We start from the raw sequence: 17,026 nt of genomic DNA, 5'->3' as shown, positions 1-17,026 counted from the left end.
AAGATTGCAGCATGATCCAGCTGCTCCCTTCGTGCAAGACCTTAGCGCTTGCCGTAATACAGACCGACGACATGCTCAGCCTCGGCAAAGAACAGCCAGCGTTGCGCCAAAGCCCCCAGCAGATGCAACGGCACCGCAACATAGGGGCCGTATCGACCGGGCAACAAAAGCATCGCCAGCAGCGGCAGGACCACCGCCAGCAGCAGCGCAAGCACGCGCAGCTTTGCCGCATGACGCCGCCCCACCGCGTAAATCATCTCGCGCAGCAGGTAGTTATCCGCCGTATGGGCCGGCTCGAACACAGAAACGCCGCCCAGAGTGCCAAGACCCGTCGCCGTGCCCATCGTGCTGCCCGCACGGGAAAAGGCCCCGTCGCCCACCCGCCAATACAGAACCATCAGCCCGCCCAGCACCAGCAGGGCCACCAGCGACGGCCCGCGCAGCCCCGCCAGCAGACTGCCCCCGGCACAGGCAAAGGCCACGAACAGCACCGGCACCGTCCAGTGATGCCAGCGCGGCACGGCGCGGATACTGGCATAGATCATGCCGCTGGCGGCAACCGTGGCCACCGCCAGCACCGCCCCCGGCCAGCCAAAGCCGCGCGGCAGGCCCAGGTGCAGCCAGTCCGACAGCGCCACCGGGGCAAGGGCCAGCAGCGCCAGCACCGCGCCCCAGGCCTCGCGGCTCAGCCAGCTTGACCGCCACTGCGTGAACGCCCGCCAGGCGCGGCTGGGGTTGCCAAGGTGAAACGCCGAGGCCGCAAGCCCGATCGTGGCCAGCGCATAGCCGACAAACCAATGCCAGAACGCCGCGATGCCACTATAGTCATGGACCGTGGCTAGCAGCGCCAAGTAGCCAAAACCCATGCCCGAAAACACGGTGAAGATGATGACAGAAGGTGCCGGATTCATTCAGATCTTCCTCAAAACCCGGTCCAGCCAACCGGCAAAGCCCGTCGCCTGAATGTCCAGCAAGGGCGCCAGCAGACTGGCCTGATCAGGCCGGTCCTTTTTGCGCGGCGGCAGGTATTTGTTGACAGGCTTTGTGCCCTGTTCCGGCATCAGATCATATCCTCCCCGCGCCGCGACCAACTGGCTGACCTTGCTGTCCGGGTCGGACAGATCGCCGAAATGCCGCGCCCCTGTCGGGCAGGTGCGCACGCAGGCGGGTTCGCGGTCTTCCTCGGGCAGGTTCTCGTTGTAGATCCTGTCGACGCAGAGCGTGCATTTCTTCATCACCCCCGCATCGGCATCCATCTCGCGCGCACCATACGGGCAAGCCCAGGCACACAACCCGCAGCCGATGCAGGCATCCTCGTTCACCAGCACGATCCCATCCTCCACCCGCTTGTAGCTGGCCCCGGTCGGGCAGACGGTGACGCAAGGCGCATCCGTACAATGCAGGCAGGATCGCGGGAAGTTCACGATCATCGGCGCCGCCTCGGCAGGTTGCACCTGATAGCTGTGAACCCGGTTGAGGAATGTGCCCGAAGGGTTTGATCCATAAGGGTTCTGATCCGACAGTGGCACGCCGTAGCCCTGATCGTTCCAGCCCTTGCAGGCGGTCACACAGGCCTGACAGCCGACGCAGGTGTCCAGATCAATCACCAGCCCCAAGGCCTTGTCGGTTTTTCCCGGCAGACAGGTCATCGCTTGCCCCCTTCCGGCACCACAGGCGTCAGCGCGCCAAAGGCGGGCAGGCTTTCGCCCTCGGGCGGCGGCTCCGCCCGCTCGATCCGCACCCGCAGATCGAACCACGCCGCCTGCCCGGTCACCGGGTCAGAATTGGAATAACGCATCCCGTCGCCCTTTGCCGGCAGCAGTTCCGAAATCAGATGGTTGAGCAGGAACCCCTGCTTTGCCTCCGAAGCACCCTCATTCAACGCCCAGGCCCCCTTGCGTTTGCCGATCGCATTCCAGGTCCAGACCGTGTTTTCATTCAGCGCCGCCATATGCGCGACCGGCACCGTGATCTGCCCGGTGGGCGAGGTGACCCGCGCCCAGTCGCCCTCGGCAAAGCCATGCTCAAGCCAGATTTTCGTTGGCACGAACAACGGGTTATGCCCCCGGATCTGCCGCAGCCAGGCGTTCTGGCTGCCCCAGCTGTGATACATGTCCATCGGCCGTTGGGTCAGAGCGTGAACGGTAAAGCCAAACGGCTCTGCCGCATCGCCAAACGGTTCATACCAGACCGGCAACGGGTCCATCGCCAGCTTCAACCTTGCGCGCAGATGGTCTGGCGGTTGCACCGCGCCGTGCCCCTCTGCCGCCAGCTGAAACCGGCGCATCGGTTCAGACCAGATGTTGAACAGATAGGGCTGCGGTGTATCAAACAGCCCGACCTGCACCGCCCAGTCCTGATAGGCCATGTTCCACGGCTTGAAAAACGCAGCCTCCTCCGGCACATGCGCCTGATAGAACCCGCCGTTTTCGATGTAGCGCGCCATCTGGTCGGGGTTGGGCGCACCCCGCCCCTCGCCATCGCCATTGCCGCGAAAGCCCATCAACGGCCCTACACCGGGGCGGCGCTGATGGCTGACGATGTAATCGGCATAATCGGCGAACTTTGCCGAGCCATCCTCGTTCACCATCCCCGGCAGGCCCAGCCTTGCCCCCAGATCCAGCAACACCGACTGAAACCCGCGCACATCGCGGTCAGGCTCCACCACCGGCCAGCGGATCGCATCGCCCGCCGCATCGGGCTCGCTCACGGGGCGGTCGAGCATGCTGATACAGTCATGCCGCTCCAGATAGGTGGTGTCGGGCAGGATCAGATCGGCATAGGCCACCATCTCCGACGCATAGGCATCGGAATAGATGATGCGCGGAATGGTATAGCTGCCATCCGCCTCTTGCGCGGTCAGCATGCCCATGACCTGCGCGGTGTTCATCGACGAATTCCACGCCATATTCGCCATATAGAGGAACAGCGTATCAATCCGGTACGGGTCGCCCGCATGCGCATTGGGGATGACCATGTGCATCATGCCATGGGCCGAAAACGGGTTTTCCCAGCTGAAGGCCTTGTCGATCCGTGCCGGAGAGCCATCGGGCAGCAGTGCCAGTTGCTCCGGCCCGCGCACATAGCCCAGATGCGGGCCGGACAGCGGCTTGCCGGGCACGGTCACGAAATGTGGCGTCGGATGCGCCTCCATCGGTTTGGGATAGGGCGGCTTCATCCGCCAGCTGCCGGGGGTTTCCACCGCGCCCAGCAGGATCTGCAGCAGATGCAGCGCGCGGCCGGTCTGAAAGCCGTTGGAATGCGCTGAGATCCCGCGCATGGCGTGGAAGCTGACCGGCCGGCCGATCATTGTGGCATGTTCGTCGCCCCGGAAATCCACCCAAGGCTGCGCAATTTCAATCGCCTGATTGAACGCCACATCCGCCAGTTCCGCCGCAAGCTGCCGGATGCGCAGCGCCGTGACCCCACAGCGCGCCGCAACCGCCTCTGGCGCATAGTCGGGCGACAGATAGCGCTCCGCCATGTGCTGAAACACGGTGCGATGCCCCTGCCAGCTTGCCCCCAGATCAGGCTGCACGCCCTTGGCCTCCCATGGCGCGGGCATGCCGGTGCGGCGGTCAATTACAAAGGGTTGCGCCTCGGCATTGCGCACGAACAGGCCCTTTTCCGGGCCATCGGTGTCGTTGATCAGATAGGCCGCGTTGGTGAACCGCGCCAGATACTCCAGATCGACCTTGCCCGCCTCCAGCAGGCAATGGATCAGCGACAGGATCAGCAGCCCGTCGGTGCCCGGCGTGATCCCGATCCAGTCATCCGCCACGGCATTGTACCCGGTGCGGATCGGGTTGACCCCGATCACCCGCGCGCCGCGATCCTTCATCTTGCCGATGCCGATCTTGATCGGGTTGCTGTCATGATCTTCGGCGACGCCGAACAGCATGAACAGCTTGCTGCGTTCCCAATCGGGGGCACCAAACTCCCAGAACGCGCCGCCGAGGGTGTAGATCCCCGCCGCCGCCATGTTGACCGAACAAAACCCGCCATGCGCCGCATAATTCGGCGTACCGAACGCCTGCGCCCACCAACCGGTGAACGATTGCGACTGATCGCGCCCGGTGAAAAACGCGAGCTTTTCCGGCGCGGTCTCGCGCAGAGGGCGCATCCAGCCCACCGCCGTTTGCAGCGCTTCTTCCCAGCTGATCGGCTCGAACGCGCCCGAGCCGCGCGGTCCGACCCGGCGCAAGGGGCTCGTCAACCGGCTGGGGGCGGTGACCTGCATGATGCCGCTTGCGCCCTTGGCGCACAGCACGCCCTTGTTGATCGGGTGGTCGCGGTTGCCCTCGATATAGCTGACCTTACCGCTGGTCAGATGCACATTGATGCCACAGCGACAGGCGCACATGTAACAGGTGGTTTTGCGAACCTCATCAGAGACATGCGGCGATGTGTTCAGACGCGGTTGGTTCATCGCAGCCCCTCTTCCTGGTCGATTACGGCGCGCGCCTCGATGGCAATCTGGCGTTCTTCATCGGCGGGGATGACCCAGATCGCCACTCTGGACACCACCGCATGCAAGGCCTGATCACCACCCCGCGCATTGGCTTCACCGTCAAGGACCGCCCCCAGAAACGCAAGCTGGTTCACGATTTTGGAACGGATGAGTGCGTCATTCTCACCGATCCCGCCGGTAAAGGTGATCGCATCCAGGCCCCCCAGAGCGGCACAGAGCGAAGCGCCGTGCCTTGCCGCCCAATAGCAGAAATGGTCAATGGCAAAGGCCGCCTCTGGCGTGCCTGCTGCGTGCAGCGCGCGCATGTCGTTGCTGCCCCCCAGCGCTTTCAGCCCCGAGGCGCGGTTCAGCATCTGCCCCGCCGCCTCTGCCCCATGCCGCGCCACCAGATCCAGCACCACCGCCGGATCAAGGTTTCCCGGCCGCGTGCCCATGGTCAGCCCGTCCAGCGGCGAAAACCCCATGCTTGACGCAACCGACCGCCCGTCAAGGATCGCGCAGGCCGAAGCGCCATTGCCCAGATGAAACGAAAGCATCCGCCTTGGCAGGCCGTTACTGCCCGTTTCCTGCACTATTCGAACAACAGCGGCATCGGACAACCCATGAAACCCATAGCGGCGCAGCCCCCGCTCCCGCTCGGCCAGCGGCAGCGCGTATGCCGTCGCCACCTGCGGATTGGTCGCATGAAACGCGGTGTCGAACGCCGCATACTGCGGCAAGGCGGGCCAGAGCTGCGCCACCGCACGTATCCCGGCCAAGGCTGGCGGGTTGTGCAACGGCGCAAGCCCGGCGCATGCCTCGATCCTGGCCTGCACCTCCGGCGTGATCCGGCAGGTCTGTGTCAGCCCGGCACCGCCATGCACCACCCGGTGCGCCGCCGCCTGCAACTGCGCCGCCGGCACCGCCAGCCGCTCCAGCCCCAGCGTCAGGGCCGCCGCATGATCCGTCGGGCCGGTGCTGCCGATTTCTTCGACCTGCGCCTGCGCGCGCAGCTCCATCCCGTCAAACACCGCCAGCTTGACCGAGGAAGACCCTGAATTGACGACCAGAAGCATCACATCACCGATTTCAAAAGCCCCGCCACCGACAGTCCGGTCAACAGCAGGATGGCAAATCGCCGGAAGTCCTGCGGGCTGGCACTGGCAAAGCGCCGCCCCCCGAAGCCTAACCCGATCAGCATAAAGGGCAATCCGAATGCCGTCGCGATGAAACTGTCACGGGTAATCTGCCCGGCCTGCCACAACACCGGCAGCGACCACAGGTCGAGCACGGTGAAATAGGCGATCACGGTGGCGCGGAACACCACCGGGGCCAGTCCTTCGGCGGTAAAGAACACCGCCACCGGCAAGCCCCCCACTGCCATGCCATTTGCAAAACCCGACACAGTGCCAACGCCGACATGTGCCACATGCCCCTGCCGCCCGATGCGCCAACCCGCCAGCAGCAGCCCGCACATGACCAGCACAAACACTGACAGAACCGCGCGGCCCAGATCGGCCCCGGCCCACTGAATGGCAGCTACTCCCAAGGGCACGCCGACCAGACAGCCCGCAAACAGCCCGGCCACGCGCCGCCAGTCGATATGCGCCCAGATCCTGCGCGCCTGCCCCGCCGTCATGAAGATATCGGCCAGAATGACCACCGGCACAAAGGGAAAAGGGTCGGTCACCAAAGCCGCGAACAGCATCACCAGCGCGGCAAAGCCAAAGCCGGAATAGCCGCGCACATAGCCCGCCACGACCATACCCGCCGCCACCAGCACAGCCTCCGGCCCGGTCAGGCCAAAGGGGATCATACGACCTGCGGCCGCATGTCAGCCTTTGAGATCCCCGCCACCTCCACCGGCTTTTTCATTGCATCGCGGCGGAACGGCTCGCCCAGCTCCTGATTGATCAGCGCCTCGATCAGTGTGGTCTTGCCCGCCTTCTGATCCGCCAAAGCCTGCGTCAGGGCCGCGCGCAACTCTTCCATCGTGCCCGCCTGCACGCCCTGCAAGCCGCAGGCCCGCGCGATTCCGGCATAGGACACGCCGTCATCCAGCTCGGTGCCGACAAAGTTGTCGTCATACCACAGGGTAGAGTTGCGCTTCTCCGCGCCCCATTGGTAATTGCGAAACACCACCATGGTGATCGCCGGCCATTCCGGGCGGCCAATCGCGGTCAGCTCCGTCACCGCAATCCCGAATGCGCCATCCCCGGCAAAGCCGACCACCGGCACATCGGGGCAGGCAATCTTGGCCCCCACAATGCTCGGCAAACCATAGCCGCAGGGGCCGAACAGCCCCGGCGCCAGATACTTTCGCCCGGCCTCAAACGTCGGATACGCATTGCCGATCGCGCAATTGTTACCGATGTCACTGGAGATGATTGCCTCACGCGGCAGCGCCGACTGAATCGCGCGCCAGGCCATGCGCGGGCTCATCCACTCCGGCTTGGCCTCCCGCGCGCGCTGATTCCACGACGTGCCCGGATCGTCGTCTTCGTGATCCATCGACGACAGCGCCTGCGCCCATGCCGATTTCACCTGTGCGATTTTGGATTTGCGTTCACTGCGCGCATGGTCACCGGCGGTGATGGCCAATTGCGCCAAAACCGCTTCGGCGACCTTTTTCGAGTCGCCGACAATTCCCACCGATACCTGTTTCGTCAACCCGATCCGATCGGGGTTGATGTCGACTTGGATGATCCTGGCCGCTTTTGGCCAATAGTCCAGCGCGTATCCCGGAAGCGTTGAAAACGGGTTTAACCGGGTACCCAGACAGAATACCACATCGGCCTCGGAAATCAACTCCATTGCCGCTTTTGATCCATTATAGCCCAAAGGACCGGCAAACAGCGGATGCGAACCGGGGAACGCATCATTGTGCTGGTAGCCGACGCAAACCGGCGCATCCAGCCGCTCGGCCAGCGCCATGCTCGCCGGAATGGCCCCGCCCAGCACCACGCCGGCCCCGTTCAGGATGACCGGGAACTTGGCCTCCGACAGCAGCGCCGCGGCTTCGGCAATCGCCGTCTCGCCGCCTGCGGGCCGCTCGAACGCCACCACGTCTGGCAGGTCGATATCAATCACCTGAGTCCAGAAATCGCGCGGCATGTTGATCTGCGCCGGGGCCGACCGCCGCTTGGCCTGCAGGATGCAGCGGTTCAGCACCTCGGCCACGCGGGACGGGTCGCGCACCTCTTCCTGATAGCAGACCATATCCTTGAACAGCGCCATCTGCTCGACTTCCTGAAAGCCGCCCATGCCGATGGTCTTGTTCGCGGCCTGCGGCGTGACCAGCAACAGTGGCGTGTGGTTCCAGTACGCAGTCTTGACCGCTGTGACGAAATTGGTGATCCCCGGCCCGTTCTGCGCGATCATCATGCTCATCTTGCCCGAGGCACGGGTATAGCCATCGGCCATCATCCCGCCGCTGCCCTCATGCGCGCAATCCCAAAACGTGATGCCCGCACGCGGAAACAGGTCAGAGATCGGCATGAAGGCCGACCCGATGATGCCAAAGGCATGTTCAATGCCATGCCGCTGCAGGGTTTTCACAAAGGCTTCTTCGGTGGTCATACGCATCGGTCCGGCTCCTGCAAGGGCATCTTTGCGCCACTCTACCGGCGGCGGCAGACCTGACTTAGGGCCAGAGGTCTCGCGACTTTAAGTCCAGAATGCGCACCTAGTGCATCCGTCCCAAAGCCTGTGCAATCCGGGCAATCCCCTCGGGGATCCGCGATGCCGCAATCGAAGAATAGGCCAGCCGGTAATGCTGGCGGCTGGCACGGCCGGGGTGAAAAAACGCCCGCCCCGGCTCGATCAGCACGCCCTCGGCCCGCAGTTGCGCGGCCAGCGTTTCGGTATCCACCCCGTCAGACGCCCGCATCCAGATGCTCGACCCGCCAAAGCCGCCCTGCCCCGCCATGTTCAGCCCCTGCTCGGCAAGCGCTTCCTCCATCACCTGCCGACGCCTGCGGAACGCCACCCGCATCCGGTTGATCAGCGCGTCATAATGCCCATCTGCCAGAAAATACGCCACCGTGCGCTGGATATGCCCCGGCGGATGGCGCAGCACCATCGCGCGCAGTGCCCGCGCCTCGGCGATGAAACTGGGCGAGGCCACCAGATAACCCAGCCGCAGCCCCGGAAACACCGATTTGGAAAACGACCCAGCATACACAACCCGACCCTCGCGGTCCAAGGACTTCAGCGCCGGGGCGACGGGTTTGAGGTAGGACATCTCGAATTCGTAATCGTCCTCGACAATCACAAACCCCTGCCTTGACGCCGCCTCCAGCAACGCCACCCGCCGCGCCACCGGCATGGTCGCATTGGTCGGGCATTGATGCGAGGCGGTGGTGAACACCACATCCACGCCCGCTGGCACCCGCTCGGGCGGCAAGCCGTTCTCATCGACATCGACCGCCAGAACCTCGGTCCCCGAGGGCTCCAGAATGGCGCGCAGGCCCGGATATCCGGGGTTCTCCATCACCGCACGCTTGCCTGGGCCCAAGAGCACCTGTGCTGCGATCCACAGCGCGTTCTGCGCCCCCATCGTCAGCAACACCTCATCGGCGCGCGCCGCAATCCCCCGCCGTGGGAGGATGCTGCGCAACACCTGCTCGATCAGCATCGGGTCATCGCGCTCGTAATAATCCGAGGTCAGCGCCGCAAAATCCCGCCGCCCCAAGGCGCGCAGCGCGCAGGCCCGCCAGTTCTGGTGATCAAACAGCGCCGGGTCGGCCTGCCCGTAAATGAACGGAAACGGATAGCGCTCCCAATCCTCGGGCTTGGCCAGCCGCGCCTGTTTCGAGAACCGCGCGCCGGTCAGCGCCGCGAAATCCACGCCCTCATCCCGCGCGGGGGCCGAGGGAAACTCCGGCGCGCGCGGGGCGGTGTCCGACACGAAATAGCCCGACCGCCCGCGCGCCGACAGATAATCCGACGACACCAGATCGGCATAGGCAAGCGTCACCGTGATCCGGCTGACCCCCAGATGCACCGCCAGCCCGCGTGACGACGGCATCTTGTCACCGGGCCGCAACCGCCCGGCCAGCACGCCTTGCACCACCATCGACCGGATCCGGCTTTGCAGCGTTCCGGCAGTTCCGGGCGGCAGGAAAAAGGCTTCGGCGGGAATGGGCATGATCTGGCCTTATCAGGGATAAGACCAGACAACGCCGCCCCCGCCCAAAGGTCAAGCCCGCCCCTGCGATTGCTGCTTTGCAAATACTCCCGCGCGGAGCGCATATCGGAGGCGGAGCGAAGGCGACACCGACACCGACACCGACACAAAAACAATATCCTCTGCCCCTCTTCGGGGCAGAGGATTCAATTTCCTTGAAACCGCGTCAGCCGCACACCCGCGTCAGGGCCTGATCAATGGCATCCGTAATCTGGTCAATATCATCCGGCGTCGCGATCAGCGCGGGCGACAGGCACAGCGTGTTATTCAGCCCCGGCACCGAGCGGTTGGTGGCCCCGATGATCACGCCTTGCGCCATGCAATCGGCCACCACCGCCTGCACGCGTTTTTCATCCAGCGCCTCTTTGGTGCCCCGGTCCACCACCAGTTCGGCGCCGCAGAACAACCCCTTGCCGCGCACGTCGCCAATCACCGCATGCTTGTCCATCAGTGCATGCAGATTGGCCATCAGCCGCGCGCCCATGGCGGTGGTATTGTCCAAAAGCCCCTCATCTTCGATGATGCGCATGTTCTCCAGTGCCGCCGCCGGCCCTGCGGTGCAGCCGCCAAAGGTCGAGATATCGCGGAAATAGCTCATCGAATCCGTCGGATCATCCTTGAACAGCTCGAACACCGCCTCGGTCGTCACCGTGCAGGAAATCGCCGCGTAGCCCGAGGCGACGCCTTTGGCCATCGTCACGAAATCGGGCTTGATGCCGTAATGCTGATAGCCAAACCACATTCCCGTCCGGCCCACGCCGCACACCACCTCGTCGATGTGCAGCAAAATATCGTACTTCGCACAAATCTCCTGCACCTTCTCCCAGTACCCGGTTGGCGGAACAATCACCCCGCCGCCCGCCGTCACCGGCTCCAGCACCAGACAGCCCACCGTGTCGGGCCCTTCGCGCAGGATCACCTCTTCGATCGCCTCGGCGGCGCGCAGCCCGTAGTTTTCCACGTCCCATTGCTTGCGGTATTCCAGACAATGCGGAACCATCACAAAGCCATCGGGATAAGGCCCGTATTGCGCCGCCCGCTGCGCCTGACCTGATGTGGCCAGCGTGCCGATGGTGGTGCCGTGATAATCCCGCTCGCGGTACAGGATCTTCCACTTGCGGCCAGCGTGATGCTTGTGCGCGATCTGGCGCACCATCTTGTAGACCTTTTCATTCGCCTCGGAGCCGGAGTTCGAATAATAGACCCGGCTCAGCCCCGGCATCTTTTCGATCAGTCTCTGGGCAAAGCGTGCGCCCGGCACCGACCCGGCCGCGCCTGCGAAATAGTTCATCTTGATCAGCTGATCGCGCACCGCATTGGCGATGCTTTCGCGGCCGTAGCCCACGTTCACGGTCCAGACCCCGCCCGAGACCGCATCCAGATGCTCTTTGCCGCGCGCATCCCAGACCCGCATGCCCTTGCCCTCGATGATCACGCGCGGATCAACCTGTTCATAGGGTTTGTGCTGGCTCAGATGATGCCAGACATGGGCGCGGTCCGCCTCGACCACCGCCGAAATATCGTTGCTGCTGTAGCCGTCCATAGACCGTGCCTTTCTGTGATCTGCGCCGGGCCGCGTCGGAACCTGACCGGCCTTTGCGCCAGCATCCGCCTTTGCTGAAGGCATTCGTAGGGCCAGACGCCCTGCCCCGATAGCGCCAGTTACAGAATCGTTTTGCGATGCGGCAAAGCGGGGCAAAGATCACAGGGCAACGGCTTACCTTGCGTGGAAGCAGTCCTTCCGATTTCCTGAAACCCGGTCAAGCCGCTGGACAGACCCAAACCCGCCCCGACCAATGAGGGCAAGACAAAACCAACATGGAGAAACCAAGGATGACATTCCGCAAGACGTTGAAAATCACTGCGACAAGCGCTGCCGCCACAGTCGCCCTGTTGGCAGGCACCACCAGCGCCATGGCGCTGGACGAGGTGACGGTCGCCTATTTCATGGAATGGCCGATGCCGTTCCAATACGCCAAAGCCAATGGCACCTTTGACGAAGCCCTGGGGATGAAGGTGAACTGGGTCGCGTTTGACACCGGCACTGCCATGTCTGCGGCGATGGCCGCAGGCGATGTGAATTTCGCCGTGTCGCAGGGCCTGCCGCCGTTTGTGGTGGCCACAAGCGCCGGGCAGGATCTGCAGATCATTGATGTCGCCGTCAGCTATTCCGACAATGACAACTGCGTGGTGCGCAGTGATCTCGACATCACCAAGGACAACGCCGCCGATCTGGCTGGCAAAAAGGTCTCCGTTCCGCTCGGCACTGCGGCCCATTATGGCTTTCTCAAGCAGATGGACCATTTCGGCGTCGATCTGGCCAGCCTTGAGATCATCGACATGGCCCCGCCCGAAGGGGCCGCGGCCATTGCCCAAGGCTCCATCGACATGGCCTGTGGCTATGGCGGCGGTCTGAACCGGATGAAGGAACATGGCAACGTCCTGCTGACCGGCGCAGAAAAAGAGGCGCTTGGCATTCTGGTGTTCGATGTGACCTCCTCCCCGGCGTCCTTTGTGGCCGAAAACCCGGATGTGGTTGCCAAGTTCCTGAAGGTGGTCGCGGACAGCAACGCCATGTGGAACGAAGGCTCGAAAAAGGCGGAAATGCTGCCGGTCATCGCCAAAGACGCAGGCATCGACGAAGCCACGGCTGAAAAGGACATGAGCACCTTTGTCTTCCCCTCCGTCGAAGACCAGCTTTCGGCCAAATGGCTGGGCGGCGGCGCGCAGGAATTCATGCAGGGCGTCGCCGAGGTGTTCGTCACCGCAGGCTCGATCCCCGCAGCCCTGCCCAGCTATGACACCACCGTCAACACCGCACCGCTGACCGCCACACAGGGCATGTAAGCGCCACGGTAAAACGCTCAGGGGCGGCCCGACCGGGCCGCCCGTCACATGACCGGAGGGGCTATGTCCGGACTGATCATCGACAACATCTCGATGCGCTTTGACCTGCCGAACGGCGCGGCGGTGCAGGCTTTGCAAAACGTCTCACTGGAGCTGAAACAGGGCGAGCTTCTCTCGGTGCTGGGGCCCTCGGGCTGCGGCAAGACCACGCTTTTGAACATCCTTGCCGGCTTTCTGGCCCCGACCGAGGGGCAGATCGTGCTGGGCGGCAAACGGGTGGTGGGCCCCAGCCCCGAACGCGGCATGGTGTTTCAGCAAGGCGCCCTGTTCGAATGGATGAACGTGCGCCACAACATCGACTTTGGCCCAAGGATGAAGGGCATGGCAAAGGCAGAGCGCGACCGCATCACCGACCATCTGCTGGAAACCGTGGGTCTGCATGATTTCGGGGAAAAGGCGGTCTACGAGCTGTCGGGCGGCATGCAGCAGCGCGTGGCCCTCGCCCGCTGTCTGGCGAATGACCCCGACGTGATCCTGATGGATGAACCCTTGGGCGCGCTGGACGCGCTGACGCGTGAAAAGATGCAAGGTCTGGTCCTGAAACTGTGGAAGGAAACCGGCAAAACCGTGGTCCTGATCACCCATTCGGTGGAAGAGGCGCTCTTGCTGGGCGAGCGTCTGCTGGTGATGGCCCCGCGACCGGGCCGGATCTTTCGCGAATATAACCTTCCCTTTGCCGAGCGCGGGGTGAACATGGACCTGCGCGAAGTCAAGAAATCTGAGGGTTTCGCGGAAACGCGCGAAGAAATCCTGTCGATGATCTGGGGCATGGAAGAGGAAATCATGGGCAAGAAAGAGGGTGCCGCATGATGGTTCTGGTGTTCTACGTCGCGATCTTTGTGGTCTCGATGCTGGTCTGGGGCCGGATCAAGGCGCATCGCGGCCGGCATGATTTCACCTCGCTGAAAACCGTGACCTTTGGCGACGAGTCCGCGATCCAGCCTGACCGGGTGGCCAGCGTGATCTCGATCCTGTCGGTGTTCCTGATCTGGGGGGCCTTCACCGGGTCCAGCATCGTGCCGCTCCATGTGCCGGGGCCGTTCGTGGGCGAGGCTGGCTTTACCTATACGGCCCGCGCGCCCGAGGGCGCTGAGGCCGAGGCCGAGGTGCGGGTCATGGTACATGAGGCTGGGGTGGCCCCTGTCACACCGGAGGTGCCGGAGGGCAGCGGTTTTGCCAAGGGCGATGCGGCGGTGGTGCAGGCCTGGCGCTCGGTGCTGCTGCGGCCCGTCGAGAATGACGGGGAGGGCGCGGTGGTGGTCGCGATCAACGGACAGCCGATTGCGGTCGATGACCGCGTCGAGGTGACCGGTGGCACGGTCACGCTGACCCCGCGCGGCGCGCTGAATTTTCAGGCCGCAAAGGGCTGGCAGATGGAGCCGATCTGGCTGCCCGCACCCGAGGCGGTGGTGGCGCGCTTTGTGGAAATCGCGACCAACGGCTATCAGAACACCTCGCTCTGGGGCCATCTGGGCGCGTCGCTGGCGCGGGTGATGGCGGGGTTTGTGCTGGGGTCCATCGTCGGCATCCCGCTGGGCTATGCGATGGGGTTGTCGGGCTGGTTCCGTGGCTGGTTCGACCCGATTGTTGAGTTCATGCGGCCCGTGCCGCCACTGGCGCTGATCCCGCTGGTGATCATCTGGTTCGGGATCTGGGAAACCGGCAAGGTGGTGCTGCTGTTCCTCGCCGCGCTCTGGATCATGACCATCGCGGCGCGGTCGGGCGTCTCTGGCGTAAAGCTGTCAAAGATCCACGCGGCCTATTCTTTGGGGGCCAGCAAGGCGCAGATTTTGCGGCATGTGATCATCCCCAACTCGCTGCCCGATATCTTTACGGGCGCTCGCGTGGCGATGGGGGTGTGCTGGGGCACGGTGGTCGCGGCCGAGCTGGTGGCGGCACAGAAGGGAGCGGGGATGATGATCATCGCGGCCTCGAAATTCCAGCTGACCGATATTGTCGTGATGGGGATCATCCTGATCGGGATCATCGGCTATGGCATCGACATTCTGATGCGGATGGCTGAGAAGCGACTGGTGCCTTGGAAGGGGCGCGGGTAGATGGCTTCCCCCTGTGTTACAACAGGGGGAGTTGTTTTAATTCAAAGGGTTGACCCTGTGGACTTAACAGATTTTTAAGAAGTGGGGGCTCCGCCCCCGCCTGCGGCTCCACACCACCAGCTTAGGAATTTATCGTGACAGAAAACAATGATATTTTTATTTCTCATTTACAGCGGCATTTGGAAATTCTTGATGCAGAGATCGCGGCTATATCCGAAAAAATTTCTGAATCGAATGATCCCGAGGGGGACGGCTATTATGACTCTAGTGAGTACTTCATGGGTGCTGGCTTTGTTGCTGTGCAAAAGTACATGACAGAGACGTTATGTTTTCTTAATGTTGAGCAAATGAAGGCACTTGAATTAGGGCCCAAATTATCCGGGGATATTTCCTTTGCATCGCTCGTTTGGTCTGCTGCAAACTGTTGGAAACATGACGCTGAATGGTGGAAAGGGGCCGTCGCGATTGACACTGCAGACTCTGATGGGATGAACCGTGTCAATATTTCATGGCCTGAAGACCGGAAATCAAAAAGTAGCGTTAAGCATCTGAAAAATTTTGGTAGGTTTGGGCATGACTACATCTGCTCCATCGTTTTGGCCAAACTTGTCGACAGAGCAGACGAAATAAGGCTGCAATCAGTCCTGCCTTATCTAAAAACTTGGCGAAATGATGTCGAACAATTGGACCGAATTTAAGCTTCGACACCAAGATTCTGCGAAGATACGTCTGCGTTCTTTGAAATTAATTTCTCGAACACGAGTAAACCCGAGCGACGACCAAACAAAGCCACCCAAAAGTTCTCTTTTGGGCACAGACACAATCAGCCCCATTCAAAAACTTAAGTGGTTGCTGAAGGTTTTTCAGCTCGCTCTAGATAGCGGACCGTCGTGCCAAGCAGCACCGATTAGATTAGGCTCTTCGCGTCCTGCCCCCTCACCGCCCCACCGCCCGGTTCACCCACTCCGCCAGCCGCGAGGGTGGCCCTCCGCGCGCCTCTGCCCGATCCGCCAATGCGTAGGCCGCATAGGTGCCGTGCAGGCCGAGCCAGCGGAGGGGTTCGGGTTCCCATGTGCGCGGGATGCGGTTGACCCATGGCAGGCGGGTGAGCGGGTCGTCGGTGCCGAGGGTCAGGGCGGCGAGGGTGCGCCCGGCGAGGTTGGCGGTGGCGACGCCGACGCCGACATAGCCGCCCGCGTGGCCGATGCGGGTGGCGGGATCGAACGCCACCCCGGCGCACCAGTCGCGCGGCACGCCAAGGGTGCCGCACCACGCGTGCTCGATCCGGGCGGTGCTTGTGGCGGGGAACAGGCTGTGCAGGCGGGTGGTGAGTTGGGCGATGGTGGCGGGGTCGGGGTGGCCGTTGGTGTCGAGGCCGGAGCCGTAGCGATAGGGCGTGCCGCGCCCGCCAAAGGCGATGCGGCCATCGGGGGTGCGCTGGCAATAGCAATAGCTGTGGGCGAAATCGCCTATGATCTCATGACCTTGCCAGCCGATCTTTGCCCATGTTCCGGGCGAAAGCGGTTCGGTGATGATCTGGGCGGAGTTGAGCGGCAACAGCTCGCGCCGGTGGCCGGGGAGTGCGGCGGTGAAGCCTTCGGTACAGCGCAGGATGGTTTCAGCGCGGACCCGGCCCCTGTCGGTGGTGACCAGACCGGGGGCGATGGCGGTGACGCGGGTGCCCTCGGCCATGCGGATGCCCATGCGCTCGGCGGCGCGGGCAAGACCGGCGGCGAGTTTGGCGGGCTGGATGCGGGCCACGCCGCTGATTTCCAAAGCACCTTGCGTTCCGGGCATCGTGATGCGCTGTGCGGTGTCTGCGGCGCTCAGCAGGCGCAGGCGGTCCCCCTCGCCCCATGCGCTGCGGTGCTGGTACTCGGCCTGCAGGCGCTGCCATTGCGCGGGGTTGGTGGCGATCAGGAGCTCGTCGGTCGGGGTGATTTCGGCGTCGATGCCAAGGCTTGCGCATTGGCTGATGATCTCGGCCACGGTGCCGTTCATCGCAGCGACCATGGCGCGCACGGCGGCTTCGCTGCTGGTGGCGGCGTAGCGGGCGTGCGACCAGGCAAAACCGCCGGTGAGCCAGCCGCCGTTGCGTCCCGAGGCGCCGAACCCGGCCCATTCGGCCTCCACCATCAGGATGTCGAGCTCGGGTCTGGCGGATTTGAGCGAGAGCGCGGTCCACAGGCCGGTGTAGCCCGCGCCGATGATGCAGATCTGTGCCGTGGTGTCACCGGCAAGCGCTGCGCGCCGGGGCGGCAGGCCGGTCTGCTGCCACCAGAACGAGGGGCCGCCTGTGGTTGGGGTCTGGGTCATGGCGGCAGCCTGCCCTGCCCTGCGTGCCCGCGCAAGAGAGGCGAACGGGCGGCTTCGGGGCGGGATTGCATGGGGCGAACCAGACCGTTGCCAAATCAGGGGCTTGAA

Annotated in this window: 13 protein-coding genes; 4 read left to right on the top strand and 9 right to left on the bottom strand. The window is 63.4% G+C overall.

Annotated elements, in window-relative coordinates; translation table 11 throughout:
* Positions 1 to 41 precede the first annotated feature (41 nt).
* The 8 genes from D1012_RS11320 to tpa all read right to left on the bottom strand — a co-directional run bounded on the left by D1012_RS11320 (position 42) and on the right by tpa (position 11,181).
* Positions 42 to 911 carry a dimethyl sulfoxide reductase anchor subunit family protein gene (locus D1012_RS11320; protein ID WP_118152208.1) on the bottom strand — a complete coding sequence of 290 codons (870 nt, stop codon included), beginning with the start codon at positions 909 to 911 and terminating at the stop codon, positions 42 to 44.
* A complete protein-coding gene (locus D1012_RS11315) occupies positions 912 to 1,649 on the bottom strand; it encodes a 4Fe-4S dicluster domain-containing protein (RefSeq protein WP_118152206.1) in 738 nt (245 codons plus the stop codon).
* Positions 1,646 to 4,429, bottom strand: a complete 2,784-nt coding sequence (locus tag D1012_RS11310) for a molybdopterin oxidoreductase family protein (RefSeq protein WP_118152204.1) — start codon at positions 4,427 to 4,429, stop codon at positions 1,646 to 1,648. Before D1012_RS11310 ends, D1012_RS11315 begins: the two co-directional genes overlap by 4 nt.
* Positions 4,426 to 5,526: an acetate/propionate family kinase gene (locus tag D1012_RS11305; protein ID WP_118152202.1), complete on the bottom strand. Its 1,101-nt coding sequence runs from the start codon at positions 5,524 to 5,526 to the stop codon at positions 4,426 to 4,428. Before D1012_RS11305 ends, D1012_RS11310 begins: the two co-directional genes overlap by 4 nt.
* Positions 5,526 to 6,266: a sulfite exporter TauE/SafE family protein gene (locus tag D1012_RS11300; protein ID WP_118152200.1), complete on the bottom strand. Its 741-nt coding sequence runs from the start codon at positions 6,264 to 6,266 to the stop codon at positions 5,526 to 5,528. Before D1012_RS11300 ends, D1012_RS11305 begins: the two co-directional genes overlap by 1 nt.
* Positions 6,263 to 8,035, bottom strand: a complete 1,773-nt coding sequence (gene xsc / locus D1012_RS11295) for a sulfoacetaldehyde acetyltransferase (RefSeq protein WP_118152198.1) — start codon at positions 8,033 to 8,035, stop codon at positions 6,263 to 6,265. The genes D1012_RS11300 and xsc overlap by 4 nt, the downstream gene beginning before the upstream one ends.
* Positions 8,036 to 8,135: 100 nt before the next feature.
* Positions 8,136 to 9,599: a MocR-like pyridoxine biosynthesis transcription factor PdxR gene (pdxR, locus tag D1012_RS11290; RefSeq protein WP_118152196.1), complete on the bottom strand. Its 1,464-nt coding sequence runs from the start codon at positions 9,597 to 9,599 to the stop codon at positions 8,136 to 8,138.
* A gap of 205 nt (positions 9,600 to 9,804) precedes the next feature.
* Positions 9,805 to 11,181 (bottom strand): hypotaurine--pyruvate aminotransferase Tpa, encoded by a 1,377-nt coding sequence (gene tpa / locus D1012_RS11285; RefSeq protein WP_118152352.1) that lies wholly within the window; start codon positions 11,179 to 11,181, stop codon positions 9,805 to 9,807.
* A gap of 290 nt (positions 11,182 to 11,471) precedes the next feature.
* Here tpa and D1012_RS11280 point away from each other — a divergent pair, with 290 nt between their 5' ends.
* From D1012_RS11280 to D1012_RS22440, 4 genes are all read left to right on the top strand, one after another.
* Complete coding sequence (locus D1012_RS11280) at positions 11,472 to 12,485, top strand: taurine ABC transporter substrate-binding protein (RefSeq protein WP_118152194.1); 1,014 nt, start codon at positions 11,472 to 11,474, stop codon at positions 12,483 to 12,485.
* A 63-nt stretch (positions 12,486 to 12,548) separates the two neighbouring features.
* Complete coding sequence (locus tag D1012_RS11275; RefSeq protein ID WP_118152192.1) at positions 12,549 to 13,355, top strand: taurine ABC transporter ATP-binding protein; 807 nt, start codon at positions 12,549 to 12,551, stop codon at positions 13,353 to 13,355.
* Positions 13,352 to 14,602 carry an ABC transporter permease gene (locus D1012_RS11270; RefSeq protein WP_118152190.1) on the top strand — a complete coding sequence of 417 codons (1,251 nt, stop codon included), beginning with the start codon at positions 13,352 to 13,354 and terminating at the stop codon, positions 14,600 to 14,602. Before D1012_RS11275 ends, D1012_RS11270 begins: the two co-directional genes overlap by 4 nt.
* 134 nt (positions 14,603 to 14,736) lie before the next feature.
* Entirely contained in the window at positions 14,737 to 15,300 is a 564-nt protein-coding gene (locus D1012_RS22440; protein ID WP_147335680.1) for a hypothetical protein, read from the top strand.
* Between the two features lie 238 nt (positions 15,301 to 15,538).
* On the opposite strand, the gene D1012_RS11265 is transcribed toward D1012_RS22440, so the two are convergent.
* Positions 15,539 to 16,918 (bottom strand): NAD(P)/FAD-dependent oxidoreductase, encoded by a 1,380-nt coding sequence (locus D1012_RS11265; protein ID WP_118152188.1) that lies wholly within the window; start codon positions 16,916 to 16,918, stop codon positions 15,539 to 15,541.
* Between the last annotated feature and the right edge of the window lie 108 nt (positions 16,919 to 17,026).

The sequence above is a fragment of the Pseudotabrizicola alkalilacus genome, assembly GCF_003443995.1.
Classification (GTDB): Bacteria; Pseudomonadota; Alphaproteobacteria; order Rhodobacterales; family Rhodobacteraceae; genus Pseudotabrizicola; species Pseudotabrizicola alkalilacus.
The sequence above is the reverse complement of the archived record's forward strand: the minus strand, read 5'-3'. Positions and strand labels throughout refer to the sequence as shown.